A 22,961-nucleotide genomic window follows, 5' to 3' on the forward strand; every position below is an offset into this window, starting at 1 on the left:
CCGTGGTTTGGGCGCCGGAAGGACAGGGGAGATACGCCACATGCACTCGCGCCTCTCGGGCCTCGCGCTCGCACTGACCCTGTCCACCACCGCCCTCGCCAGCGGCTGCGAGTCCGACCCTGCACCGGCGGCGGAGCCGACCACCTCCTCCCCCTCGGCCGCCGCGGGACCCGCGGTGGTCATGCCGACCGGGGCCGGCGTCTTCACGTCGTGCGTGATCCTCAGCGAGGGCGATGGGGACTACCTGTGGAGCGGCACGCAGTTCCGTGCCAAGGGCGACGCAACCCTGGACTCGGCGGGTCCGCACCTGATCACCAACGCCAGCGTCGTGGGCAGCTGGGTCGCGGAGGACGCCAAGGACGACGGGATCATCGTGGCCTGGAAGCGTGCGGGGAAGTTCCTCGACATGCTCGGCCCGCTCACCCCGGCGAAGGGGGCCTCGCTGACGGCCGGCACGACGTACCGACTGGTGCTGCGCCTGCGCCCCATCGTCGAGGCGCCGCAGTCGACCATCAACGGCTTCGACGTGACGTGGTCGACCGACGACGGCCAGGGCGACACCCTGACCGACCCCACGGTCATCAAGCTCGCGCACAGCCAGCGCGACTGCTGAGCCGGGCCCTAGTCTGGGGCGCGTGACGCAACGCCGCCCGACGTGGGTCTACGACGCCGGACAGGAGCCCGACCCGCGCTTCAGCCTCGCGAACGAGCGGACCTTCCTCGCCTGGATACGTACGGCGCTCGCCGTCCTCGCCGGCGCGGTCGCCCTGCACTCGCTGGGCGTGCCGGAGTCCGACTGGCTGCGCACGACCGTGGTCGTGGTGCTGGTGCTGTTCGCGGGCGGGATGACCGCATTGGCCTACCGGCGCTGGGCGCGGGTGGAGCGGGCGATGCGGACCCGCACGCCGCTGCCGTCGTTCGGGCTCGGGCTGGCGATGACCGGCGCGATCGTCCTGGTCTCGGTGCTGCTGGCGGTGGCGCTGGCGGTCAGCAGCTAGGTCAGGGGAAGGATCCCCGAGCAGACGATCCGGAGCCACGAGATCCGACCGTCGGTCACTTCGTAGTACGCGTGCTGCTCGCACACGTGGGGGCCTTCGGGGAGCGTGAGGCGCATCCGGTAGGTCACGCTGTGGCGGTGGGCCACCTCGGCGGTCCGGACGTCCTCGAGAGAGTCGAAGGTCTTCTCCGGGCTGAACCACGTGCCCAGAAGGATCTCGTCGACGAACGCCTCGGCCGACCCCGCCTCCCAGGCCCGGCCCGGCGTCACTCCCCGGAAGTCCAGGTCGGGCGCCAGCACCTCCAGCACGGCGTCGCGATCCTTGGCCACGAGGGCACGCGCGAACGCCGTACCCGCCTTCTCCTCCGCCGTCACCGTCATCGCACCAGCGTCCTCGCCCGGAGCGCGTCGCGCCACCGCCCGGACGGGTCAGATGACGGCTAGTGGTTCTTGAGGTACTTCAGGATGACCGCGGCCTGGGCGCGGGCGCCGGCGGCGTTGGGGTGGGCCGGGACACCGACGGCCGGGTCGTTGACGGAGGGGCCGTAGATCTCGCCGTACCGCACCGTGGGCAGCTGGCAGAAGTCGTGGCCGAGCGTGGGCGTGAACGTGTTGACGAACTCCGCGCCGCCCTCGGCCGCCGCCTGCTTGACCATCGCGTTGAGCTCGATGAACTTCGCGTGGATGTAGGCCATGTCCTCGTCGGTGGCCGGGACGGTCGGGTAGCAGCCGTGGTCGGGCACCAGCGAGAGGTAGTCGATCGCGAGGATCCGGGCCTTCGGCGAGATCCGGTGGATCGCCCGGAATGCCGCGACCAGCTTGGGCTCGCTCTCCTGGATCCGCTCGGAGAGCCGGTCGTGGCCGCCGGCGGTGTACTTCGCCTTGCAGCCGCCGAGCGGCGGCTCGGAGCCGATGATCGGGACCGGGTTGTCCGGCAGGCTCGGCACCGTGCCGTCGGGCAGCGGGTTGGCGACGGGGAGCGCGTTGAGGCAGTCCATGCCGGCGCCGGCGATGCCCGCGTCGTTGCCGCCGATGCCGACGGTGACCAGGTCGGTCTGCTTCGTCAGGCGGTTGAACTGGGGCGGGTTCTGGCCGCCGGCCGGGAGGTCCTGCGGCGCCGTGAAGTCGTCGGTCGTGGCCGAGCCGCAGGTCGCGTCCTTGATCGGCACGCCCAGGGTCGCGGCGATGATCTTGGGGTAGTTGTGGTGCGACTGCGCGCAGTCGATCGGCGCGTAGGTGTCGTCGGGCGTGCCGTCGGAGTTGGCGAAGACGACGTCGGCGGACCAGGAGTCACCGAGGGCGACGTACTGCTTGTACGCCGGCGCGGTGGCCGCTGTGGTGGTGGTCGCGCGGGTCTGCGGCGCCGGCGCGGCGTGCGCGGGCACGAGGGGCAACGACAGGGCGGCGACGGCGACGACGGCCAGCAGCGACTTCATGGCGTGACAACGCGCCGGCCGGGGCGTTGGTTACGCGACGGCTCCCTCGGTGGGAGCACGATGGTGGGCCCTGCAACCAGCCAGCAGCGCGACGAGCACGAGCAGCGCGACACCCGAGACCGGAAGCTCCAAGACCCACCACCCCCGTGCGCCAGATCGTGCTACCGCGGGCGGCTCGTTGTCAGCGGTCGTGACCGAGTCGTGACCTGACAGGGGGCTGCTCCGGCGTACTTACCGGGCACTCCCGGACGTTCTGGAGGGTTGCAACCCTCCAGAACGTCCGGGATCGCCGGTCCACCGGCGATCCCGCCCGGCGATCCCGGAAGGACTATCCGCAGGCAGCCGCCGCCGCCCGCCCGGCGGTCCGCCCGGAGAACAGGCAGCCACCGAGGAACGTGCCCTCGAGGGCGTTGTAGCCGTGCATGCCCCCGCCGCCGAAGCCGTTGACCTCGCCGGCGGCGTACAGGCCGGGGAGGGGCTCGCCGGAGGAGGTCAGGCAGCGCCCGGAGAGGTCGGTCTCGAGGCCGCCGAGGGTCTTGCGGGTCAGGATGTTGAGGCGTACGGCGATGAGCGGGCCGGCCTTGGGGTCCAGCATCTTGTGCGGCGTGGCCACCCGGATCAGCTTGTCGCCGCGGTAGTTGCGGGCGCCGTGCATGGCGGTGATCTGGGCGTCCTTGCCGTAGGGGTTGTCGATCTCGCGGTCGCGCTTCTCGATCAGCGAGCGCAGCGACTCCTCCGAGATCAGGCCCGGCTCCCCCACCCGGTTCATGCCGGCGACGAGCTCGGCGACGGTGTCGGCGACGACGAAGTCCTCGCCGTGCTGCTTGAACGCCTCGATCGGCCCGGGGGCGCCGGGGCGGACGCGGGACAGCAGCAGCTTGATGTCCTTGCCGGTGATGTCGGGGTTCTGCTCGGAGCCCGACAGCGCGAACTCCTTCTCGATGATCTTCTGGGTCAGCACGAACCACGAGTAGTCGTGCCCGGTCGTGCGCAGGTGGGCGAGGGTGCCGAGGGTGTCGAAGCCCGGGAAGTACGGCGCGGGCAGCCGCTTGCCGGTCGCGTCCAGCCACAGCGACGACGGCCCGGGCAGGATCCGGATGCCGTGGTTGTCCCAGATCGGGTCCCAGTTGCGCAGCCCCTCGACGTAGTGCCACATCCGGTCGGGGTTGATCACCCGGGCGCCGGCCGCCTCGGTGATGGCGATCATCCGGCCGTCGACGTGGGCGGGGACGCCCGCGACCATGGTCTTCGGCGGCGCGCCCAGCCGGGCCGGCCAGGACTTGCGGACCAGGTCGTGGTTGCCGCCGATGCCGCCGCTGGTCACGATCACGGCCTGCCCGCGCAGCTCGAAGTCGTCGGTCTCGACCCGGCTGCTGGCCTTGCCGCGCTCGATGTCGGAGGGCTCCAGCACCCGACCGCGTACGCCCACCACCGCGCCCGACTCGACCACCAGCTCGTCGACCCGGTGCCGGAAGCAGAAGACGATCCGGCCGGCGTCGGCGTGCTCACGGACCCGCCGCTCGAACGGCGCGACCACCCCGGGGCCGGTGCCCCAGGTCAGGTGGAACCGCGGGACGGAGTTGCCGTGGCCCTCGGCCCGGCCGTCGCCCCGCTCGGCCCAGCCCACGACGGGGAAGATCCGGTGCCCCATCTGGTGCAGCCAGGAGCGCTTCTCGCCGGCCGCGAAGTCGACGTACGCCTCGGCCCACTGGCGCGGCCAGTGGTCCTCGTCGCGGTCGAACTGCGCGCTGCCCATCCAGTCCTGGAGGGCGAGCGCGTGGGAGTCCTTGATGCCCATCCGGCGCTGCTCGGGGCTGTCGACGAGGAAGAGCCCGCCGAGGCTCCAGAACGCCTGCCCGCCGAGCGACTGCTCCGGCTCCTGGTCGAGCAGCAGCACGCTGCGACCCGCGTCAGCCGCCTCCGCGGCAGCGGTGAGGCCGGCGAGGCCGGCTCCGACGACGATGACATCGGCGCTCTTCATGGGAACAGGTTCTATCAGCGTTCGGGGCCGCTCACGTCCTCACCCCGAGGTTGCCCGCATGGCGATCTCCAGCGCCGCGTCGACCGACTCGGACCGGCCGGCCCGGACGTAGAGGTCCCACATGCCGCCGAGCCGGTCGCGGCCGGCCGTCATCGGGCTGTGCGCGAGCCATCGGGCGAGCTCATCGTCGGCGTCCCGCACGTCGTAGAGACGGGCGACGGCGGCCGTGTGCGCCCCCAGCACCAGCGCGGCGACGTCGTCGATCGCGAGGGCCGCGAGCAGGCGGGCGTAGCCGTCCAGCAGGTCGGCGGTCAGGATCTCCTCTCCCACCTGGCGGGCGAGCTCGACCAGCTCGCGGAGGAGGGTCCTGGCCTCCCCGACCCGACCGAGCTCGAGCAGCGGCTCGACCATGTCGAGCCGGGCCTCGAGCTCGGTGCGCTGGTCCCCGCGCTGTCGGGTCAGCGTCACGACCTCGGCGAGCCGGTCGAGGGCCTGCTCGGGCTCGCCGGCCCGCACGTGCAGGTCCGCCCGGCGGCCGAGCACCCACGAGAGCCGCAGCCGGTCGTCGGCGCGGCGGGCGAGCGCGATGCTCTCGTCCAGCAGGGCCCGGCAGCGCTCGTGGTCGTCGGTGTGGAAGCGCTCCAGGAGGTGCAGCGCCTCGGCCGTCCGGCGGTCGTCGCCCAGGCGTCGGCTCATCTCCAGGGCCCGGGTCACCATCCCCTCGTCGACGCCCATGCCCAGCGCACCGAGCACCGCGGCCAGGTCCGGGCTGTCCTCGTCGCCGGCCAGCTCGACGGCCCGGCGCAGCCACTCGTCCGGGTCCGGCTCGGGGTCGGGGAGCCGCCAGAGCTCGCGCAGCATCGCGGCCAGGTGGACGCCCAGCGCCGCCAGGTCCGGCGGCGGGGGCACCGCCGCGCCCGGCCGGAGCGTCCACGCGAGCGCCTCGCGGATGTTCGGGTAGTCGGTGCGCAGCTGGCAGCGGGCATCGACGTCGCCGGCGGTGTGCAGGCGGGCGGTGAGCCGCGCGACGAGCTCGGCGCAGTACGCCGCGTGCGCCCGGCGTACGTCGTCCTCCTCGCCCGAGTCGGCCAGCAGCTCGAGGGCCACGTCGCGGACGGTGGCCAGCAGCACGACCCTGGGCTGGCGGTCACTGTCCTCGCCGAGCACGACGAGCGCGGCGTCGGCGAGCTCGGCGACCGCGTCGAAGGGGTCCTGCCCGTCGGCGGCGACGGCCTGGACCCCGTCGAATCCGGCGCCCTCCACGAAGACCGCCAGGCGGCGGAACACCCGTTGCAGGTGGGGCTCGAGCAGGTCGTGGCTCCAGGCGATGGTGTCGCGGATCGTCCTGTGTCGGGCCGGCCGGTCTGCCGCGTTGTCGCCCAGCGCGGTCGAGCTGCGGAGCTGGACCAGCAGCGCACCGGGGCTGAGCAGCCGGGTCCGGGCGGCGGCGAGCTCGACCGCCAGCGGCAGCCCGTCGAGGCGCCGGCACAGCTCGACCACGTCGTCGACGTAGCGCTGGTCCAGGACCAGGTCGGGGCGGACCAGCCGCGCCTGCTGGAGGAACAGCTCGACCGCCTCCGGCCCGGGCAGCGGCTCGACCGAGCGGACCGACTCGCCGCGCAGGTGCAGGGGACGCCGGGACGTCACCACGACGACCAGGCCGCGGACGGAGTCGAGCAGGTCGGCCACGACCGCGTCGGCCGTCGGGAGGTGCTCGAGGTTGTCCAGGACCAGCACGAGGCGCTGGTCGCCGAGATGGTCCAGGACGCTGTCGCGTCCGGCCACGTCCCCGCCCAGGCCCAGCGCCTCGGCGATGGCGGTCCAGATCCGTGCCGGGTCGGTGACCGCCGCGCACGGCACGAAGTAGACCCCGCCCGGGAACGTGTCGCCGAGCGAGGCCGCGAGCGCGGTGGCGAGCCGGGTCTTCCCGGCACCGCCGAGGCCCGTCAGGGTGACCAGCCGGGCCCGCCCGGAGGACACGAGGTCGAGGAGGTCGGCGAGCTCGCGGTCGCGACCGACCAGGGGCGTGGTCTCGGCCGGGAGCCGGCTCACCGCGCCGAGGCTCTTGAGCGGCGGGAAGGCCTCGTCGAGACCCGGCCCCGTGAGCTGGTGCAGGTGCTCGGGTGCGGCGAGGTCCCGGAAGCGGTGCCAGCCCAGGTCGGTGGTGCCGAGTCCGTCGGGCAGCGGACCGAGCAGCTGCCGAGTCACGTCGGTGAGGACGACCTGTCCACCGTGGGCGGCCGCGGCCACACGGGCGGCCCGGTGGACGTCGAGGCCGACGTAGGCGTCGGCGTGCCGCGCCGGGTCGCCGCTGTGGATGCCCATCCGGACCCGGACCACGGCCCCGCCCGGCCACTCGTGGGCCGCGAGCGCGCGCTGCCCCGCGGCCGCGGCGAGCACGGCGGAGCGGGCCGTCGCGAAGACGACGTAGAAGCTGTCGCCCTCGGTGCCGAGCTCGTTGCCGCCGTACGTCGTCCACGCCTCGCGGAGGATCCGGCGCTGGGCGTCGAGGACCTCGGCGTACGACTCGCCGGCGCGGCTGAGCAGCGCGGTCGAGCCCTCGATGTCGGAGAACAGCAGCGACACCGTCCCGGAGGGCAGCTCGACGTCCATGCTGCATTGTGCGCGAGACATCCACCTCCGGGGGTCCCGCTGGGCCACAATGACCTGCATGGAGGTCGTGCAGCGGCGCTCACGGGCGTGGGTCGCCGCCCTGGCTCTGGCCAGCGCCGCGGTGCTCCTGGTCCACCTCGTCTCCCCGGTCGGGTGGGTCGGCGACACGACGTACCTCGCACTGATCTGCGGCGGTGCCGTCCTGGCCCTCGCGGGCTGGCGGCAGGCCACGGGCCCCCAGCGCCAGGTGGCCCTGCTCATCGCGGCCGGGCTCGCGTCGACGGCGCTGGGTGACGTGATCTGGCTGAGCTACCAGTGGGCCGGGCTCGAGCCCAACGTGTCGCCGGCGGACCTGCCCTACCTCGCCAGCTACCTCGGGCTCGGCGGCGCCGTCTGCGTGGTGCTCGCCCGCAGCAACTGGCGGGGCCGCTTCGACGCCGACGCGGCCATCGACGCCCTGACCGTGGTGACGGTCAGCCTGCTGGTCTTCTGGAACTTCTCGATCGAGTCGATCGTCGCCGACGGCTCGGTGCCCGCCCACGTGCGCGTGGTGTGGGCGACCTACCCGGTCGCCGACGCCGTCGTGCTCGCGCTGGTGATACGGGCGCTGCTCAACCGGCGCTCGCGCGCGCAGCTGGGCCTGTGGTTCGGGGTCGGCATCTCCTGCTGGCTCGCCTCCGACCTCGGCTACCTCCTCCTCGACGCCACCCAGTGGCAGAACGCCCTGCTCGACGCGGGCTGGATGGCCGGCTCGATGCTGATGGCGCTGGGCGCCTGGCACCGTGCCGCTCCGCTGGTGCCGGTCCTGAACGACGACGAGCCGCTGGGCGCGACGCTCGGCCGGCTCGGCATCGCGATCCTGCCGCTGCTCGTCCCGCCCGGGCTCGAGCTGCTCGACCTCGCCCGCGGGCTGGACCCGAGCCCGGTCGAGACATTCGTCGGGCTGACCGTCCTGCTCGTCCTGGCCTTCGCGCGCACGGCACGGCTGCTGCGCTCCGAGGCGCGGGCGCGGGCCGACGCCCGGGCGGGCCGCGACGCCGCGCTGGAGGGGTCGCGGGTCAAGTCGGCGTTCCTCGCCACGATGAGCCACGAGATCCGCACGCCCATGAACGGCGTGATCGGCCTGACCGGGCTGCTGCTCAACTCCGACCTCACCGCCCGCCAGCGGCAGTACGCCGAGGGCGTGCGCGGCGCCGGCGAGGCGCTGCTGATGATCATCAACGACATCCTCGACTTCTCGAAGGTCGAGTCCGGCCACCTCGACCTCGAGGAGATCGACTTCCCGCTCGTGAGCATCGTCGAGGACGCGGCCGAGCTGCTCGCCGAGACCGCCCAGCGCAAGGACCTCGAGCTGCTGGCATGGTGCTCCCCCGAGCTGCCGCTGGCGCTGCGCGGCGACCCGGCCCGGCTGCGACAGGTGCTGCTCAACCTCACCTCCAACGCCGTGAAGTTCACCGAGTCCGGCGAGGTCGTGGTCCGGGCCCTGCTCGAGGACGAGTCCGACGAGGAGGTCGTGGTCCGCTTCGAGGTCAGCGACACCGGGCTCGGCATCGAGCCCGACCAGCAGGAGCGACTGTTCGAGCCTTTCCTGCAGGCCGACTCCTCGACCACGCGCAAGTACGGCGGCACCGGTCTCGGGCTGGCCATCTCCCGCCAGCTCGTCGAGGCGATGGGCGGCCGGATCGGGGTCGACAGCGAGCCGGGCCGGGGCAGCACCTTCTGGGTGACCCTGCCGCTGCGCCGGGCGCTGGCGCCGAGGCCCGCGCCCCCGCACCACGCCGACGTCCTCTCCGGGATGCGGGTCCTGGTCGTCGACGACAACCAGACCAACCGGCTGATCCTCACCGAGCAGCTGACCGCGTGGGGCATGGCGCCCGACACCGCCCCCGACGGGCCGACGGCACTCCGGCTGCTGCAGGGATCGACGTACGAGCTCGTGGTGCTGGACCTCTGCATGCCGGGGATGGACGGGCTCGAGCTGGCGAGGCGCGTCTCGGCCGACCCGGCGCTGGGCGGGCCGGCGATGGTGCTGCTGACGTCCGGGCCCGACGTGACGTCGGGGGAGGCGGGCGAGGTGGGGATCGCGGCCCGGCTCACCAAGCCCGTGCACCTCGCGCAGCTCCACGACGCGCTGCTCGAGGCGCTCAACGCCCCGCGCACCGTGGCGGTGCCCGACACCCCCGTGGCGGCCGAGCCGGCGCCTACGGCCACGCTCGGGCGGGTGCTGGTCGTCGAGGACAGCGAGGTCAACCAGATGGTGGCGGAGGGGATCCTGCACCACCTCGGCTACTCGGTGACGCTCGCCGACGACGGGCACTCCGCGCTGCGGCTGCTCGCGGACCAGACGTTCGACGTGGTGCTCATGGACTGCCAGATGCCCGGCATGGACGGCTACGAGGCGACCGGCGAGATCCGGCGGATCGAGGGCACCACGCGGCACACGCCGATCGTGGCGATGACGGCCGGGGTGATCGACGGCGACCGCGAGCGATGCCTGGCCGCGGGCATGGACGACTACGTGTCCAAGCCGGTCAGCCCGCGCGAGCTCGGCGACGCGCTCCAGCGCTGGGTGGCCGCCCCCCGGGCCTGAGGCCGGCTCACCCCACGACCTGGTCCCCGGAGATCAGGTAGCCGTCGCCGTCCCGCGCCAGCTCGATGCGGCGGGTCTCGGTCTGGGAGCTGCCATCGGTCGTGTAGGTGATCGTGGCGTCCACGGCGCCACCCGGGGCGGGGGCGACGTCGACGGAGACCTCGTCGATGGTGTCCCAGAAGCCCGCGTAGTCGCCGTACGAGGTGCGGCTCTGGTAGTCGCGGGACAACATCGACCACCCGGCCTCCGTGTCGTCGGGCAGGACGCCGTAGTAGTCCTCGACGAACGCGGTCCTGCTCCCCGAAGCCGGGGCCGGGGAAGGGGCGGAGGAGGTCTCGTCGCTCTGGGACAGGCTCGACGACGTGCCCGTGGACGTGCGCGTGGACGTGTCCGGGGACCTGTCCGCGGACGTCGTGCCAGAGGATCCCGCCGTCGGGCCGCCAGCGGTGTCGCTGCCGTTGCCGTCGTTGAGCAGGAGGTAGCCACCCCCGAGCGCCGCCACCAGCAGCAGGACGGCCAGGCCGACCAGCAGCGCACGGCGACTCCCCTGACTGTCCTGGCTGTCCGGGCCGGACGGCACGGGAGCCGGCGCGACGTACGCCTCCTGCGGTGTGGGGGTGGGATCGGGAGCGGACTCGGGCAGCACCGACGTCGCGGCGGCCACGGGGACCGAGGCACGGGTGCCGCTGTCGTCGTGGTCACGATGGATGCGGTGCAGCGCCTGGGCCACTTCGCTCATGGACCAGCGCGCGTCGGGGTCCGGGTCCAGCATCCGCTGGAGCGGGCCGGCGAGCGCCCCGGGGTCCTCGGCCGCTCGCACCTCCCCCGAGGTGATCTCGGTGAGCATGGCGAGGTGGTTGGCCTGCTCGGGGAAGGGTGGACGCCCCTCGACCGCGGCGTACAGCGTGGCGCCGAGCGCCCAGACGTCGTCGGCGGGCGTCGGCTCGAGCCCGCGGGCGAGCTGGGGCGAGAAGTACGCCGGGGTGCCGGACACCAGGCCCGAGTGGGTCAGGACCGCGTCGCCGGTCGTGCGGGAGATGCCGAAGTCGGAGATCTTCGCGTGGTCGTCATCGGTGACGAGGATGTTGCTGGGCTTCACGTCGCGGTGCACCGTGCCGCGGGCGTGCGCAGCGGCCAGACCGTCGGCCACCTGGGCGCCCAGGCCGGCGGCCCGCCCCGGCGCGAGGCGGCCGTCGGCCATGATCTGCGCGAGAGTGCGGCCGGGGACGTACTCCATCACCAGCCAGATGTGGTCCCCCTCCTCGATCACGTCGTACACCGACACCACGTTGGGGTGGTTGAGCGGCGCGGAGGAGCGCGCCTCACGCATCGCCCGGGCCAGGTCGGGGGTGGCCTCCCCCGGCATCAGGCCGACCTGCTTGGCGGCCACCACGCGGCTCAGGACGACGTCACGGCACAGCCAGACGCTGCCCATCCCGCCACGGCCCACCTCACGCTCGACCTCATAGCGGCCGGCGATGGTCTCGGGTGACATGTCGCCCCTCTCGTCGGTTCTCCGGGTTTGTTACCCAAAGCGAGCGAGAGTACGCAATGCGGCCGGGACCCGGCCAGCTCAGAGGCCGCTCCACCACTCCGTCGTCGGCAGGTCCCCGCCGACGTCGAACCGCTCTCCCGGCCGCGGCTGCGCGAGGCGTACGCCGGCCTCGGCGGCCTCCCGGCGCGCCCAGTCGGCCGGGGCTGCCCAGGTGTGGAAGGCCAGGTCGAAGGTGGCCCAGTGGATCGGCAGCATCACGTCGCCACGCAGCTCGACGTGGGTCCGGACCGCCTCGGCGGGGTCCATGTGGACGTCGGGCCAGCGGACGTCGTACGCCCCGATGGGCAGCACCGTCAGGTCGACCGGACCGCGCTGGCGGCCGAGCTCGGCGAAGGCCGGGGTGTAGCCGGTGTCGCCGCCGAAGAAGACGCGGCGGTCGCCTGCCTCGACCAGCCAGGACGACCAGAGCGTGAGGTTGGAGCGGAACAAGCGGCCCGAGAAGTGCCGGGCCTCCGTGCAGGAGAGCACCAGGCCGTCGAGGTCGACCGACTCCTCCCAGTCGAGCTCGAGGATGCGGTCGTCGGGCACGCCCCAGGACCGCAGGTGCTCGCCGACACCGAGCGGGACGACGAACGGCACGTCCTGGGTCCGGGTCAGCCGGTCGATGGTCGCGGTGTCGAGGTGGTCGTAGTGGTCGTGGGAGATCAGCACCGCGTCGAGGCGGGGCAGGTCGTCGATGCTCGCCGGGACGGGGTGGCTGCGGCGCGGCCCGACCGTCGCGGACGGCGAGACTCGCTCGCTCCAGACCGGGTCGGTCAGCACCCAGCGCCCGCCCACCTCGAGCAGCACCGTCGAGTGGCCCAGCCAGGTGGCGGCGCAGTCGGCCGCCTGCTCGGCCCAGCGCGGGGCGACCAGCGGGACGGCGCCGGCCGGCTTGCCGACGTTGCCCTTCGTGGCGAACTCCCGCGCGATCGACCCGCGGCCGCCCGACTCGACCACCCGGGCCGGCTCACGGTTGTGGAAGACCCCGTCGTAGTGGTGCGGGGAGTCGTAGCTGTCCCGGCCGCCGGCGCCGAACGAGCGGCGCAGTCCGACCAGGGCGCGAGGCGTCAGCGTGGGCAGCACGGGTCCATTCTGACCCGTGGACCCTGAGCCGGCACCCGACTCACGCGGGTCCGTCCCACGACCAGTGCGGCAGCGGGACGTCCTCGGGGACGTCGTCGGGGGTGTCCGGGTGGGCCGCCATCAGGTCGGTGCCCCACCGGAAGTAGGCCAGGAGCGTGTCGTGCAGCGGGCCATCGTCGCCGAAGCCGGCGTCGTGGAGCGCCGCCGCGAAGCACGCCACCGCCCGCTCGTCGAGGTCGTGGTGCTCGCCGTTGCCGGCGTGGAGCCGCAGCACGTGGCTGTGGTCGGCCATCGCGCCGGTGTAGGCCGCCGGCCCGCCGAGCGCCTCGGCCCAGTACGTCGCCAGCCGCTCGAGGTGGTCGGGGTGCTGTCCCGGGTGGCCGAACGGGTGGCTCGCGACCGGGTCGGCCAGGCACCTCTCGTGCCAGGCGTGGGCGAGCCGCAGCAGGCCGTCGTACCCGCCCGCGGCCTCGTAGATCGTCGGCTCCATGGACCGATGCTGGGGGACGTCCTGCGCGCCGGGCAAGGGCTGGGCGGAGGGGCGTAGGTTGACCGCATGATCGGTTTCCTCATCGCCGGCCTCATCATCGGGGCCCTCGCTCGACTCATCAAGCCGGGCAAGCAGAACCTCGGCATCCTCGCCACCCTCGGGCTCGGCCTCGTCGGCTCGCTCATCGGCGGCCTGATCGCCTCGGCACTCGGCACCGGCTCCATCTGGGAGCTCAACGTCCTCGGCTTCGTCCTCGCCGTGATCGCGGCCGTGCTGCTCATCGGCGTCGCGGAGGGAGTCGCGGGCAAGAACCGCACCCGCGCCTGACGCCGTCGTCAGGCCCTCGGCGGCCGGCTCGGCTCGAGGACCGGCAGACCTGACCGGGCGGCGCTGCGGCCGGTCTTGTGCAGGTAGACGTCGAGCGCCGCCTCGCCGAACGGCTCCCCCAGGCCGCACCCGCGCTCGATGTCGGGGAAGGCGGCGAGCAGCGAGGGGGCGGCCAGCACGCCGTCGTACGCCGCCTGGCCGTGCGCGATGACCCAGCTCCGGAAGTCCGTGAAGAGGTCGTCGCCCAGCCCGAGGCCCGGGAGGCACAGCGCATCGGCCTGCTGTGCCACGTCACGGGTGTAGAGGGTCCGGCTGACCCGGACCAGCGTGCGGTGGAAGTCGGCCACATCCCCGGCGTCCAGTCCCGCCAGCGCCCGCTTCAACGCGTGCGCCTGGCGACGGTCGCCGTCGGTCGCCCCGCCGGAGCAGGAGCGCTCCACCAGCCGCCAGAAGTCGGCGTCCTTGCCACCCGTCGTGGCGCAGTACGGCGGGAGGGCGGCCTTGCCCCGCTCCGTCCCGCCCTCGGGCTGGACGGTCCCGCAGGCCGAGGCCGCGAGGAGAACGAGGGAGCCCAGCAGGGCCGCGGCGCGAATCCGAGTGTTCACGGGCGCAGTATGGCTGCCACGGCGCCGTACTCGTAGCCGGGACAGCGCGCTGTCCCGCGCTTACTCTGGGACCGACTCAGCGGCGATACGGGGAGGAGTCGGGATGACGTCATCGCTCCAGGCCGTCGTCGTCGACTGCCGCAACCCGCAGGCACAGGCGGCCTTCTGGGCCAAGGTCCTGGGCCGAACGTCGGTCGAGCGCAACACCGACGAGTACCTCGTCAGCGATCCCGCCCGCCAGGCCACGCCGCTCTACTTCATGAAGGTGCCCGAGCCCCGGGTCGGCAAGAACCGGCTCCACCTCGACCTGGTCACCGAGGGTGCCCTCGACGACGAGGTCAGCCGGCTCATGGCGCTCGGCGCCCACTTCGTGGAGGTCCGGCAGGACCCGGCGACCCTCGACAACCCCGACACCTGGGCCGTCCTCGAGGACCCCGAGGGCAACGTGTTCTGCGCGGCCAGCTCCTCCACCGTCACCGGCTGGGCCTGACCGAGGCGCTACGCCGCCGTGCGCGTCCGCAGCGGCAGCAGGTGAGCCTTGCCCTCGCGCTCGGCGACCATGCGGGTCGCCTCGAGGTCGTACTGCTGCGCCAGCTCGACGGCGCGGGCGAGGTCACCGTCACCGGCGGCGCGGTTGACGCCCTCCACGAAGGAGGCGTGCAGGACGTTGAGGTCGTCGATCAGGCGGGTGGGAGTCATCGTGCTCATGCCGTGCTCAACGAGCGAGGCGCCCGCAGGCTTCCCCGAAATCTGTGTTTGTGACCGGAATCAACACATCCGGGGGTCGTCCGCCCCTGGAGCCCGGCGCCGACCCGGACCCGTTCAGTAGGGTGCGATCCCATCCACAAGCACGCTGACGGGGGCCCCGATGGCAGTACGTGTCGACCTCAACATCTCGCTCGACGGGTTCGCCAGCACGACGGACCAGACGCCGGAGAACCCCTTCGGCGACGACTGGCCGCGGCTGGTCAGCGCCTACACGGCGACCAGGACCTTCCGCGAACGCGTCCTGCACGACACCTCGGGCGAGGGAACGACGGGGGTGGACGATGCCTACGCGCAGGCGTACTTCGCCGAGCTCGGCGCGGAGATCATGGGTGCGGGGATGTTCGGCCTGCACAACTTCCCCGACGACCCGGACTGGCGCGGCTGGTGGGGCGACGAGCCGCCGTTCGGGTTCCCGGTGTTCGTGCTCACGCACGGCGCGCCCCGGCCGCCGATCGAGATGGCGGGAGGCACGACCTTCCACTTCCTGTCCGCGACCCCGCAGGAGGCACTGGACCGCGCACTTGAGGTCGCCGACGGCAAGGACGTGCGGGTGGGCGGTGGACCGACCGTCGTGCGCGACTTCCTGAAGGCCGGGCTCGTCGACCACCTCCACGTCGCGATCGCGCCGATCATCCTCGGCAGCGGCATCCGCCTGTGGGACGACCTGCGCGGCCTGGAGTCGACGTACGACGTCACCGCCGAGACGGCCGAGAGCGGCACCGTCCACCTGACCTTCCGGCGGTAGGCCGGAGCCGGTCAGACGTTGAATCAGACGTTGAAGCGGAACTCCACGACGTCGCCGTCGGCCATGACGTAGTCCTTGCCCTCCATGCGCACCTTGCCGGCCTCCTTGGCCTTCTGCATGGTGCCGGCGGCCATCAGGTCGTCGAAGGAGACGATCTCGGCCTTGATGAAGCCGCGCTGGAAGTCGGTGTGGATCACGCCGGCGGCCTCGGGAGCGGTCGCGCCCTGGGGGATCGTCCAGGCGCGGGTCTCCTTGGGACCGGCGGTCAGGTAGGTCTGCAGGCCGAGGGTGTCGAAGCCGACGCGGGCCAGGACGTCGAGGCCCGGCTCGGTGACGCCCATCTCGGCGAGCATCTCGCGGGCCTCGTCCTCGTCGCCGAGCTCGACGAGCTCGGACTCGAACTTCGCGTCGAGGAAGATCGCCTCGGACGGCGCGACGATCTCGCGCATCCGGTCCTTGAGGGCCTCGTCGGCGAGCTCGTCGGCGTCGCAGTTGAAGACGTAGATGAACGGCTTGGCGGTCAGCAGCGACAGCTCTCGGATCAGCGCGCGGTCGACCTTCGTCGCGATGATCGGGGTGCCGGCCTCGAGGTGGCCGAGCGCCTCCTTGGCGGCCTCGAGGTTGGCGACGACGGCCTTGTTGCCGCGCGCCTCCTTCTCCAGGCGCGGGATGGCCTTCTCGACCGTCTGGAGGTCCGCGAGGATCAGCTCGGTCTGGATCGTGGAGATGTCGTTGGCGGGGTTGACCTCGCCGTCGACGTGGGTGACGTCCTCGTCGCGGAAGACCCGCGTCACCTGGCAGATCGCCGAGGACTCGCGGATGTGGGAGAGGAACTTGTTGCCCAGGCCCTCACCCTGCGAGGCGCCCGCGACGATGCCGGCGATGTCGACGAACTCGACGGTGGCGGGCAGGACCTTCGCGGACCCGAACACCTCCGCGAGCTGCGGGAGCCGCTCGTCCGGCACACCCACGACACCGACGTTCGGCTCGATGGTGGCGAACGGGTAGTTCGCCGCGAGGACGTCGTTCTTGGTCAGGGCGTTGAAGAGGGTCGACTTGCCCGCGTTCGGAAGTCCGACGATGCCGATGGTGAGTGCCACGGGCGGCGAGTCTACGAGTGCGTACGCCGCCCCGACGAATCACACTCAGCGTCTGGCGGCGTCCTCGACGCAGAGCGTCGCCCAGGGGAGCGCCTCGAGGCGCTCCTCGCCGATCGGCCCACCACAGACGTCGCAGGTGCCGCGGCTCCCGTCCTCGATCTTGACCAGGGCACGTTCGACGTCGACCATCGTCAACTGCAGCTGGTCGTGGACGGCGACCTGCGAGAGCCGGTCGACGGCCATCGAGGTCCCCTCGCCGACGCGCTTGCCGAAGGAGATCTCACCCCGGTCTCCCGGCAGGGCCGTGAGCTGGGCCATCTCCCGCTCGAGATCGGCCTTCTTCTCGAGCAGGGTCGTGCGGGCGGTGTCCATCCCTCCAGTCTCCTTCCTGCCACCAAAGGTCTGACACGCTGGCCGGGTGCCCGCCGCAACGTTGGACCTCGCCCGCGTCCGCTCCGCCTTCCCCTCCCTCGACCTCGGCGTCGCGCACTTCGACGGTCCGGGTGGGTCGCAGGTGCCCACTCCGGTCGCCGAGGCCGTCGCCGCCGCGATGACGGCGGGCCTGTGCCAACGCGGCTCCGCCAGCGAGACCGAGCGGCGCACCGACGCGGTCGTCACCGAGGCCCGGTCGGCCATCGCCGACCTGCTGGGCGGCGAGCCCGGTGGGGTCGTGTTCGGCCGCTCGATGACCCAGCTGACCTTCGACCTCGCCCGCACCCTGTCCCGGGCCTGGGGCCCGGGCGACGAGGTCGTCGTGACCCGGCTCGACCACGACGCCAACATCCGGCCCTGGGTGCTCGCCGCCGAGCGCGCCGGCGCCACCGTGCGGTGGCTCGACTTCGACCCCGAGACCGCCGAGCTCGACGACATCGAGTCCGTGCTCTCCACCCGCACCCGCCTCGTCGCGGTGACCGCCGCGTCCAACCTGTTCGGCACCCGCCCCGACGTCCGCGCGATCGCGGACGCCGCCCACGAGGTCGATGCGCTCGTCCACGTCGACGGCGTCCACCTGGCCCCGCACGCCCCCGTCGACCTGAACGGCCTGGGCGCGGACTTCCTGGCCTGCTCCCCCTACAAGTTCTTCGGACCGCACCTCGGCACGCTGACGGCCTCCCCGCGGCTGCTCGACACGCTGCACCCCGACAAGCTCCTCCCCTCCAGCGACGCGGTGCCGGAGCGCTTCGAGCTCGGCACGCTCCCCTACGAGCTGCTCGCCGGTGTCACGGCCGCCGTCGACTTCATCGCCGGGCTGGTCCCGGGTGAGGGCCCGCGCCGCGACCGCATCCTCGTGTCGATGCACGCCGTGGAGGCGGCGGAGGCCGCGCTGCTGACCCGCCTGCTCGACGGGCTGACCGCCCTCGACGGCGTGACCGTCCACGGCCGCCCCGGACGGCGTACGCCGACCGCGCTGTTCTCCGTCGACGGGCTCGCCGGCCGGGAGGTGCACGCCAAGCTCGCCGCGATCGGCGTCAACGCCCCCGCGAGCACCTTCTACGCGATCGAGGCCTCCCGTCGGGCCGGCCTGGGCGACGAGGGCGCGGTCCGCGCCGGGATCGCGCCCTACACCTCCCCCGACGACGTCGACCGGCTGCTCGAGGGCGTGGCCGGGCTGGTCGGTGGCGCCCGTTAGCGTGGCGCCGTGCGCATCGCGACCTGGAACGTCAACTCCCTCCGCTCCCGCATCGACCGGGTCGAGGCGTTCCTGGAGCGCCACGACGTCGACGTCCTGGCCCTGCAGGAGACCAAGGCCCGCGAGGACCAGCTGCCGCTGATGGGCCTGCAGGCGCGGGGCTACGACGTCGCCGCGGCCGGCACCAACCAGTGGAACGGCGTGGCGATCATCAGCCGGGTCGGCCTCGAGGACGTGCAGGTCGGCTTCGACGGGATGCCCGGCTTCGGCGACCCCGTGGCCGCGGAGGCGCGGGCGATCGGGGCGGTGTGCGGCGGCGTACACCTCTGGAGCCTCTACGTCCCCAACGGCCGCAAGGTCGAGGACCCCCACTACGTCTACAAGCTCGACTGGCTGGCGCGGCTGCGCGAGGCGGCCGGGAAGTGGCTCGGCGAGGACTGCGCGCTGGTCGGCGACTGGAACATCGCCCCCACGGACGACGACGTCTTCGACATCAAGCAGTTCGAGAAGTCGACGCACGTGACGCCGCCGGAGCGGGCGGCCTTCCAGGCGTTCCTCGACGACGGCTACGCCGAGGTCACCCGCGCGCACGCCCCGGGCTACACCTACTGGGACTACTACCGCCAGCGCTTCGAGCGCGACCGCGGCCTCAAGATCGACTTCGTGCTGGGCTCGCCGTCGCTGGCCGCCCGCGTGACGGGCGCCTTCATCGACCGCGAGGAGCGGGCCGGCACCGGCGCCTCGGACCACGCCCCGGTGGTCGTCGACCTCTCCTGACAAGCACTGCCTGACGAGTTCTGTCGGTGGTCTCGTCCATGCTCGTGGGCATGGAGATGCTGATGTTGTTCCTGGTGCTGCTCGTCGGGCTCTCGCTCGGCGCCGTCCTCGGCGTGCTGTGGGTGCGCTCGCGCGAGTCCCACGTCCAGGGCATCGGCCAGGGGATGGTCGACCAGGCCGAGGTGATGCAGGGCCTCGACCGGCTCCAGGACACCATGCGCGACCTCGAGCACAACCGGGTCGCCTGGCAGGGCCAGTTCAGCCAGCAGGTCAACGACATCCGGCACTCCACCGACACGCTGCGCCGCGAGACCCAGTCGCTGTCGACGGCGCTCCGCAAGCCGCAGGTCCGCGGCCGCTGGGGCGAGCTCCACCTCCGTCGCGCCGTGGAGCTGGCCGGGCTCGTCGACCGCTGCGACTTCTCCGAGCAGGTCCGCCTCGACGACGGCGCCCGCCGCCCCGACCTGGTGGTCCAGCTGGTCGGCGACCGGCAGGTCGTGGTCGACGCCAAGGTGCCGCTCGACGCCTACCTCGACGCCACCTCGACCGACGACGAGGACGAGAAGGCCGCCCACCTCCGTCGCCACGCCCAGCAGCTCCGCACCCACGTCGACGGGCTCTCCTCGAAGCAATACTGGCGCTCCCTGCGCGAGACCCCCGAGTTCGTGGTCCTCTTCGTGCCGGCCGAGTCGTTCCTCGCCGCCGCGCTCGAGACCGACGCCTCCCTGATCGAGTACGCCGCCGAGCGGCAGGTCGTGCTCGCCACCCCCACCACGCTGATCGCCCTGCTGCGCACCGTCGCCCACGGCTGGACCCACGAGGCGCTGGCCGAGCAGGCAGCCGAGATCCACCAGCTCGGCCGCGAGCTGCACGAGCGGCTGTCCGGCTTCGGCAGCCACCTGGACAACGTCGGCCGCTCGCTCAACGCCGCCGTCGGGCACTACAACCACGCCGTCGGCTCCCTCGAGGCGCGGGTGCTGGTCTCCGCTCGTCGGTTCAACGACCTGTCGGTGACCGACGAGCGGCTGGCCTCACCGCGCCAGGTCGAGTCCACGACCCGCTCGCTGGGCCGCCTCACGCCGGCCGACGGCCCCGTCGAACTTCACCCCGTGGACCGGCGCGCCGCCCCGGACGAGGACGAGGACAGTCCTACCTTGGCCCTGTGAGCCAGAGTCGAACCCTCTGGGAGGAGGGGCGCGAGCCGGGCCGTGCGGTCGTCGCCCTGGGGCTGGCGGTCGCCCTGACCGTGGTCGTCGTCGACGTCGGCATGGTCGGACGGGTCAGCCTGTTCTTCGACCTGTGCTTCGTCGCCCTGTGCATCGGGCTGGCCCTCGCCGTCCGTCCGACCGACTTCTTCACCGTCGGCGTGCTGCCGCCGATGCTCATGGTGGCGATCTTCACGCTGCTGGCCTTCACCCGGCCCGACGCGATCGCCCACCCCGACGACGGCGTCGTCCAGGCCGTCGTGTCCGGCCTCTCGCGGCACAGCGCGGCCCTGCTCGTCGGCTACGGCCTCTGCCTCGGCGTGCTCGCCGTGCGTCAGCGGATCAGCCGCCAGGTCGACAGCACGACCGGCGGGCGCTGAGCCTCACTCGAAGCGCGACGGGTCCCCGGCACCCACGCGGAGCACCTCCGGGGCGCCCTCGGACCAGTCCACGACGGTGGTCGGCTCGGCCGGGGTCTCCCCCGCCTCGATGACGAGGTCGACCACGTGGTCGAGCTCCTCCTTGATCTCCCAGCCCAGCGTCCGCGGCTCGGTCTCCCCGGGCAGGATCAGGGTGCTGGTCAGCATCGGCTCGCCGAGCTCCTCGAGCAGCGCCTGGTCCAGGACGTGGTCGGGGATCCGGACGCCCACCGTGCGCTTCTTCGGGTGCATGAGCCGGCGCGGCACCTCGCCCGTGGCAGGGAGAATGAAGGTGTAGGGGCCGGGCGTCGCGGCCTTGATCGCCCGGAAGGCCGAGTTGTCGACGTGCACGAACTGCCCGAGCTGTGCGAAGTCGCGGCACATCAACGTGAAGTGGTGCTTGTCGTCGAGCCCCCGGATCCGCAGGATCCGGTCGCGGCCGTCGCGGTTGCCGAGCTGGCAGCCGAGCGCGTAGCCGGAGTCCGTCGGGTAGGCGATCAGCGCGTCGTCCCGCAGCGCCTCGACGACCTGGGTCAGGAGCCGGGGCTGGGGGTTGTCCGGATGGAGGTCCACGAAGCGCGCCACCCGGCGGAGTCTAGGCGGGTGGGAGCCTCTGACGGGACTGACACGGGATTCACAGGCGGGTCGCAGGCCCGGCTCCTATCCATGGACCATGACGCACGACGCGGACCGCAAGGTCACCTACGTCCTCCCGGTCCACAACGAGGACGGCAACCTCCCGCTCTTCCACCAGCGGCTGGTGGCGGCCACCGAGGAGCGTCCGGACCTGCGGTGGGAGTTCGTGTACGTCGACGACGGCAGCACCGACGACTCCCTGGAGCACCTCCTCGAGCTGCGGCACGCGGACCCGCGGGTGACGGTGCTGTCCCTCTCGCGCAACTTCGGTCACCAGGTGGCGGTCACAGCGGGCCTGGACACCGCCACCGATGCCGACGCGGTGATCGTGATGGACACCGACCTGCAGGACCCGCCGGAGGTCAGCGTCGAGATGGTGCGGATCTGGGAGAAGGGCGTCGACGTCGTCTACGCCCAGCGCCGCAGCCGCCGGGACACCACCTTCAAGCGGGCCACCGCCTGGGCGTTCTACTGGCTGCTGGACCGGCTCGCCTCGACCCGGATCCCCCGCAACACCGGCGACTTCCGGCTCATGGGCCGGGCGGTGGTGGCCGAGGTGGTCCGCTACCGCGAGCACGACCGCTTCCTGCGCGGGATCGTCGCCCACGTCGGCTTCCGCCAGGAGGCACTGCTCTTCGACCGCGACGAGCGGCACGCGGGCACCAGCGGCTACCCGCTCCGCCGGATGATCGCCTTCGCGAGCGCCGGCATCCTCGGCTTCTCCACCGTGCCGCTGCGGATGATCTCCCGGCTCGGCTACGCCCTGTCCGCGCTGAGCGCGGCGGGTGCGGCGTACGTGCTGTGGGTGCGCCTGTTCGTGCCCGAGTCGACGGTGCCGGGCTGGGCGTTCCTCGGCGTCGCGCTGTTCCTGCTGAGCGGGCTGCAGCTGATCATGATGGGCGTCATCGGCAGCTACGTCGGCCGGACCTACGTCGAGACGCAGAACCGGCCGCTCTACTCGCTGGCCCTCACCGCGCGGGGCGAGTCGCCCTGAGCCTCAGGACCGCCCGGCGGCCTTGAGGTCGCGGCGCAGCTCCTTGGGGAGCGCGAAGATCAGCGACTCCTCGGCGCTGTGCACGGCCTGCGCGTCGGGATAGCCGCGCTCGGAGAGGAACGCGAGCACGCCCTCGACGAGGTCCTCCGGCACGCTCGCACCCGACGTGACGCTGACGGTCCGGACGCCCTCGAGCCAGGCCTCGTCGATCTCGGAGGCATCGTCGACGCGGTAGGACGCCTTCGCGCCGGCCTCGAGCGCGACCTCGACGAGCCGCACCGAGTTGGAGGAGTTGCCGGAGCCGACCACGATCACCAGGTCGGTGTCCGGGGAGATCTCCTTGACCGCGAGCTGGCGGTTCTGGGTGGCGTAGCAGATGTCGTCGCTCGGCGGGTCGAGCAGCAGCGGGAAGCGCTCGCGGATCGCGTCGACGGTCGCCATCGTCTCGTCGACCGACAGCGTGGTCTGGGAGAGCCAGGCGACCTTGGCCGGGTCGCGGACGACGATGCCGGCCACGTCGTCGGGGCTCTGCACGAGCTGGATGTGCTCGGGCGCCTCACCGGCGGTGCCCTCGACCTCCTCGTGGCCCTCGTGACCGATGAGCAGGATGTCGTAGTCGTCGGCCGCGAACCGCTTGGCCTCGTGGTGGACCTTGGTCACCAGCGGGCAGGTCGCGTCGATCGTCTTGAGCTCGCGCTCGGCGGCCTCGGCGTGCACCAGCGGCGAGACGCCGTGGGCGGAGAACACCACGGTCTGGCCCTCGGGCACCTCGTCGAGCTCCTCGACGAAGATCGCGCCGCGGGACTCGAGGTTCTGCACGACGTGCTTGTTGTGCACGATCTGCTTGCGGACGTAGACGGGGGCGCCGTAGAGGTCCAGCGCCTTCTCGACGGTCACGACGGCGCGGTCGACGCCGGCGCAGTAGCCGCGCGGCGCCGCCAGCAGGACGGCCTTGGCCTCGTCCGGGGACAGGATCGGCGGGGTGCCCAGGTCGGTGCTCATGCGGGCCAGTCTAGGTCTGTCCCCCC

Annotated in this window: 24 protein-coding genes; 11 read left to right on the forward strand and 13 right to left on the reverse strand. The window is 72.6% G+C overall.

The annotated features are described in order from the left end of the window. The first annotated feature begins 40 nt into the window (after nucleotides 1-40). Both FB382_RS14045 and FB382_RS14050 read left to right on the forward strand, forming a co-directional pair. Entirely contained in the window at nucleotides 41-613 is a 573-nt protein-coding gene (locus tag FB382_RS14045; RefSeq protein WP_182540069.1) for a hypothetical protein, read from the forward strand. Nucleotides 614-635: 22 nt separating this feature from the next. Continuing rightward, nucleotides 636-998: a YidH family protein gene (locus tag FB382_RS14050; protein WP_343055611.1), complete on the forward strand. Its 363-nt coding sequence runs from the start codon at nucleotides 636-638 to the stop codon at nucleotides 996-998. Here FB382_RS14050 and FB382_RS14055 read toward each other — a convergent pair. From FB382_RS14055 to FB382_RS14070, 4 genes are all read right to left on the reverse strand, one after another. Then, on the reverse strand, nucleotides 995-1,378 hold the full coding sequence (locus FB382_RS14055) for a hypothetical protein (protein WP_182540071.1): 384 nt from the start codon (nucleotides 1,376-1,378) through the stop codon (nucleotides 995-997). The two genes, FB382_RS14050 and FB382_RS14055, sit on opposite strands and share 4 nt — an antisense overlap. A gap of 59 nt (nucleotides 1,379-1,437) precedes the next feature. Beyond that, entirely contained in the window at nucleotides 1,438-2,433 is a 996-nt protein-coding gene (locus tag FB382_RS14060; protein WP_182540073.1) for an SGNH/GDSL hydrolase family protein, read from the reverse strand. 328 nt (nucleotides 2,434-2,761) lie between these two features. Then, the gene (locus FB382_RS14065; RefSeq protein WP_182540075.1) at nucleotides 2,762-4,414 is read right to left on the reverse strand and encodes an FAD-binding dehydrogenase; all 1,653 of its coding nucleotides are present in this window, start codon (nucleotides 4,412-4,414) and stop codon (nucleotides 2,762-2,764) included. 39 nt (nucleotides 4,415-4,453) lie between these two features. Beyond that, nucleotides 4,454-7,027, reverse strand: a complete 2,574-nt coding sequence (locus FB382_RS14070) for a tetratricopeptide repeat protein (RefSeq protein ID WP_182540078.1) — start codon at nucleotides 7,025-7,027, stop codon at nucleotides 4,454-4,456. 58 nt (nucleotides 7,028-7,085) lie between these two features. Between FB382_RS14070 and FB382_RS14075 the strand changes: the two genes are divergently transcribed. Continuing rightward, nucleotides 7,086-9,617: a hybrid sensor histidine kinase/response regulator gene (locus FB382_RS14075; protein WP_182540080.1), complete on the forward strand. Its 2,532-nt coding sequence runs from the start codon at nucleotides 7,086-7,088 to the stop codon at nucleotides 9,615-9,617. Nucleotides 9,618-9,624: 7 nt separating this feature from the next. On the opposite strand, the gene FB382_RS14080 is transcribed toward FB382_RS14075, so the two are convergent. The 3 genes from FB382_RS14080 to FB382_RS14090 all read right to left on the reverse strand — a co-directional run bounded on the left by FB382_RS14080 (nucleotide 9,625) and on the right by FB382_RS14090 (nucleotide 12,727). Further along, nucleotides 9,625-11,112, reverse strand: coding sequence for a serine/threonine-protein kinase (locus FB382_RS14080; RefSeq protein WP_182540082.1), 1,488 nt, complete (start codon nucleotides 11,110-11,112; stop codon nucleotides 9,625-9,627). A 78-nt stretch (nucleotides 11,113-11,190) separates the two neighbouring features. Further along, entirely contained in the window at nucleotides 11,191-12,237 is a 1,047-nt protein-coding gene (locus FB382_RS14085; RefSeq protein WP_182540084.1) for an MBL fold metallo-hydrolase, read from the reverse strand. A gap of 40 nt (nucleotides 12,238-12,277) precedes the next feature. Further along, nucleotides 12,278-12,727, reverse strand: coding sequence for a globin domain-containing protein (locus FB382_RS14090; protein WP_182540087.1), 450 nt, complete (start codon nucleotides 12,725-12,727; stop codon nucleotides 12,278-12,280). A 66-nt stretch (nucleotides 12,728-12,793) separates the two neighbouring features. Here FB382_RS14090 and FB382_RS14095 point away from each other — a divergent pair, with 66 nt between their 5' ends. Further along, entirely contained in the window at nucleotides 12,794-13,054 is a 261-nt protein-coding gene (locus FB382_RS14095) for a GlsB/YeaQ/YmgE family stress response membrane protein (RefSeq protein WP_182540089.1), read from the forward strand. Nucleotides 13,055-13,062: 8 nt separating this feature from the next. Here the strand turns inward: FB382_RS14095 and FB382_RS14100 are convergent, their stop codons facing one another. Further along, on the reverse strand, nucleotides 13,063-13,659 hold the full coding sequence (locus FB382_RS14100; RefSeq protein WP_182540092.1) for a DUF4240 domain-containing protein: 597 nt from the start codon (nucleotides 13,657-13,659) through the stop codon (nucleotides 13,063-13,065). Between the two features lie 103 nt (nucleotides 13,660-13,762). Between FB382_RS14100 and FB382_RS14105 the strand changes: the two genes are divergently transcribed. Beyond that, nucleotides 13,763-14,149 carry a VOC family protein gene (locus tag FB382_RS14105; RefSeq protein ID WP_182540094.1) on the forward strand — a complete coding sequence of 129 codons (387 nt, stop codon included), beginning with the start codon at nucleotides 13,763-13,765 and terminating at the stop codon, nucleotides 14,147-14,149. An 8-nt stretch (nucleotides 14,150-14,157) separates the two neighbouring features. Here FB382_RS14105 and FB382_RS14110 read toward each other — a convergent pair whose 3' ends face one another. Continuing rightward, complete coding sequence (locus FB382_RS14110) at nucleotides 14,158-14,367, reverse strand: hypothetical protein (RefSeq protein WP_182540096.1); 210 nt, start codon at nucleotides 14,365-14,367, stop codon at nucleotides 14,158-14,160. Between the two features lie 160 nt (nucleotides 14,368-14,527). Here FB382_RS14110 and FB382_RS14115 point away from each other — a divergent pair, with 160 nt between their 5' ends. Continuing rightward, nucleotides 14,528-15,172: a dihydrofolate reductase family protein gene (locus tag FB382_RS14115; RefSeq protein WP_182540098.1), complete on the forward strand. Its 645-nt coding sequence runs from the start codon at nucleotides 14,528-14,530 to the stop codon at nucleotides 15,170-15,172. Between the two features lie 23 nt (nucleotides 15,173-15,195). On the opposite strand, the gene ychF is transcribed toward FB382_RS14115, so the two are convergent. Together ychF and FB382_RS14125 are read right to left on the reverse strand one after the other, a co-directional pair. Continuing rightward, the gene (gene ychF / locus FB382_RS14120) at nucleotides 15,196-16,272 is read right to left on the reverse strand and encodes a redox-regulated ATPase YchF (RefSeq protein WP_182540100.1); all 1,077 of its coding nucleotides are present in this window, start codon (nucleotides 16,270-16,272) and stop codon (nucleotides 15,196-15,198) included. Between the two features lie 45 nt (nucleotides 16,273-16,317). After that, the gene (locus FB382_RS14125; RefSeq protein ID WP_182540102.1) at nucleotides 16,318-16,644 is read right to left on the reverse strand and encodes a TraR/DksA family transcriptional regulator; all 327 of its coding nucleotides are present in this window, start codon (nucleotides 16,642-16,644) and stop codon (nucleotides 16,318-16,320) included. A gap of 46 nt (nucleotides 16,645-16,690) precedes the next feature. Here FB382_RS14125 and FB382_RS14130 point away from each other — a divergent pair, with 46 nt between their 5' ends. Genes FB382_RS14130 through FB382_RS14145 form a run of 4 tightly spaced genes read left to right on the forward strand, consistent with a single transcriptional unit; the run spans nucleotide 16,691 to nucleotide 20,264 of the window. After that, complete coding sequence (locus FB382_RS14130; RefSeq protein ID WP_182540104.1) at nucleotides 16,691-17,902, forward strand: cysteine desulfurase-like protein; 1,212 nt, start codon at nucleotides 16,691-16,693, stop codon at nucleotides 17,900-17,902. Between the two features lie 9 nt (nucleotides 17,903-17,911). After that, nucleotides 17,912-18,679 carry an exodeoxyribonuclease III gene (locus FB382_RS14135; RefSeq protein WP_182540106.1) on the forward strand — a complete coding sequence of 256 codons (768 nt, stop codon included), beginning with the start codon at nucleotides 17,912-17,914 and terminating at the stop codon, nucleotides 18,677-18,679. A gap of 26 nt (nucleotides 18,680-18,705) precedes the next feature. Continuing rightward, entirely contained in the window at nucleotides 18,706-19,845 is a 1,140-nt protein-coding gene (locus FB382_RS14140; RefSeq protein WP_343055612.1) for a DNA recombination protein RmuC, read from the forward strand. After that, entirely contained in the window at nucleotides 19,842-20,264 is a 423-nt protein-coding gene (locus tag FB382_RS14145; RefSeq protein WP_182540108.1) for a DUF6542 domain-containing protein, read from the forward strand. Before FB382_RS14140 ends, FB382_RS14145 begins: the two co-directional genes overlap by 4 nt. 3 nt (nucleotides 20,265-20,267) lie before the next feature. Here FB382_RS14145 and FB382_RS14150 read toward each other — a convergent pair whose 3' ends face one another. Continuing rightward, on the reverse strand, nucleotides 20,268-20,888 hold the full coding sequence (locus FB382_RS14150) for an L-threonylcarbamoyladenylate synthase (protein ID WP_125038112.1): 621 nt from the start codon (nucleotides 20,886-20,888) through the stop codon (nucleotides 20,268-20,270). A gap of 88 nt (nucleotides 20,889-20,976) precedes the next feature. Here FB382_RS14150 and FB382_RS14155 point away from each other — a divergent pair, with 88 nt between their 5' ends. Continuing rightward, a complete protein-coding gene (locus FB382_RS14155; RefSeq protein ID WP_182540110.1) occupies nucleotides 20,977-21,933 on the forward strand; it encodes a glycosyltransferase family 2 protein in 957 nt (318 codons plus the stop codon). Between the two features lie 3 nt (nucleotides 21,934-21,936). On the opposite strand, the gene FB382_RS14160 is transcribed toward FB382_RS14155, so the two are convergent. Further along, nucleotides 21,937-22,935 carry a 4-hydroxy-3-methylbut-2-enyl diphosphate reductase gene (locus tag FB382_RS14160; protein ID WP_182540113.1) on the reverse strand — a complete coding sequence of 333 codons (999 nt, stop codon included), beginning with the start codon at nucleotides 22,933-22,935 and terminating at the stop codon, nucleotides 21,937-21,939. Nucleotides 22,936-22,961 lie beyond the last annotated feature (26 nt).

It is taken from the genome of Nocardioides ginsengisegetis (assembly GCF_014138045.1).
Classification (GTDB): domain Bacteria; phylum Actinomycetota; class Actinomycetes; order Propionibacteriales; family Nocardioidaceae; genus Nocardioides; species Nocardioides ginsengisegetis.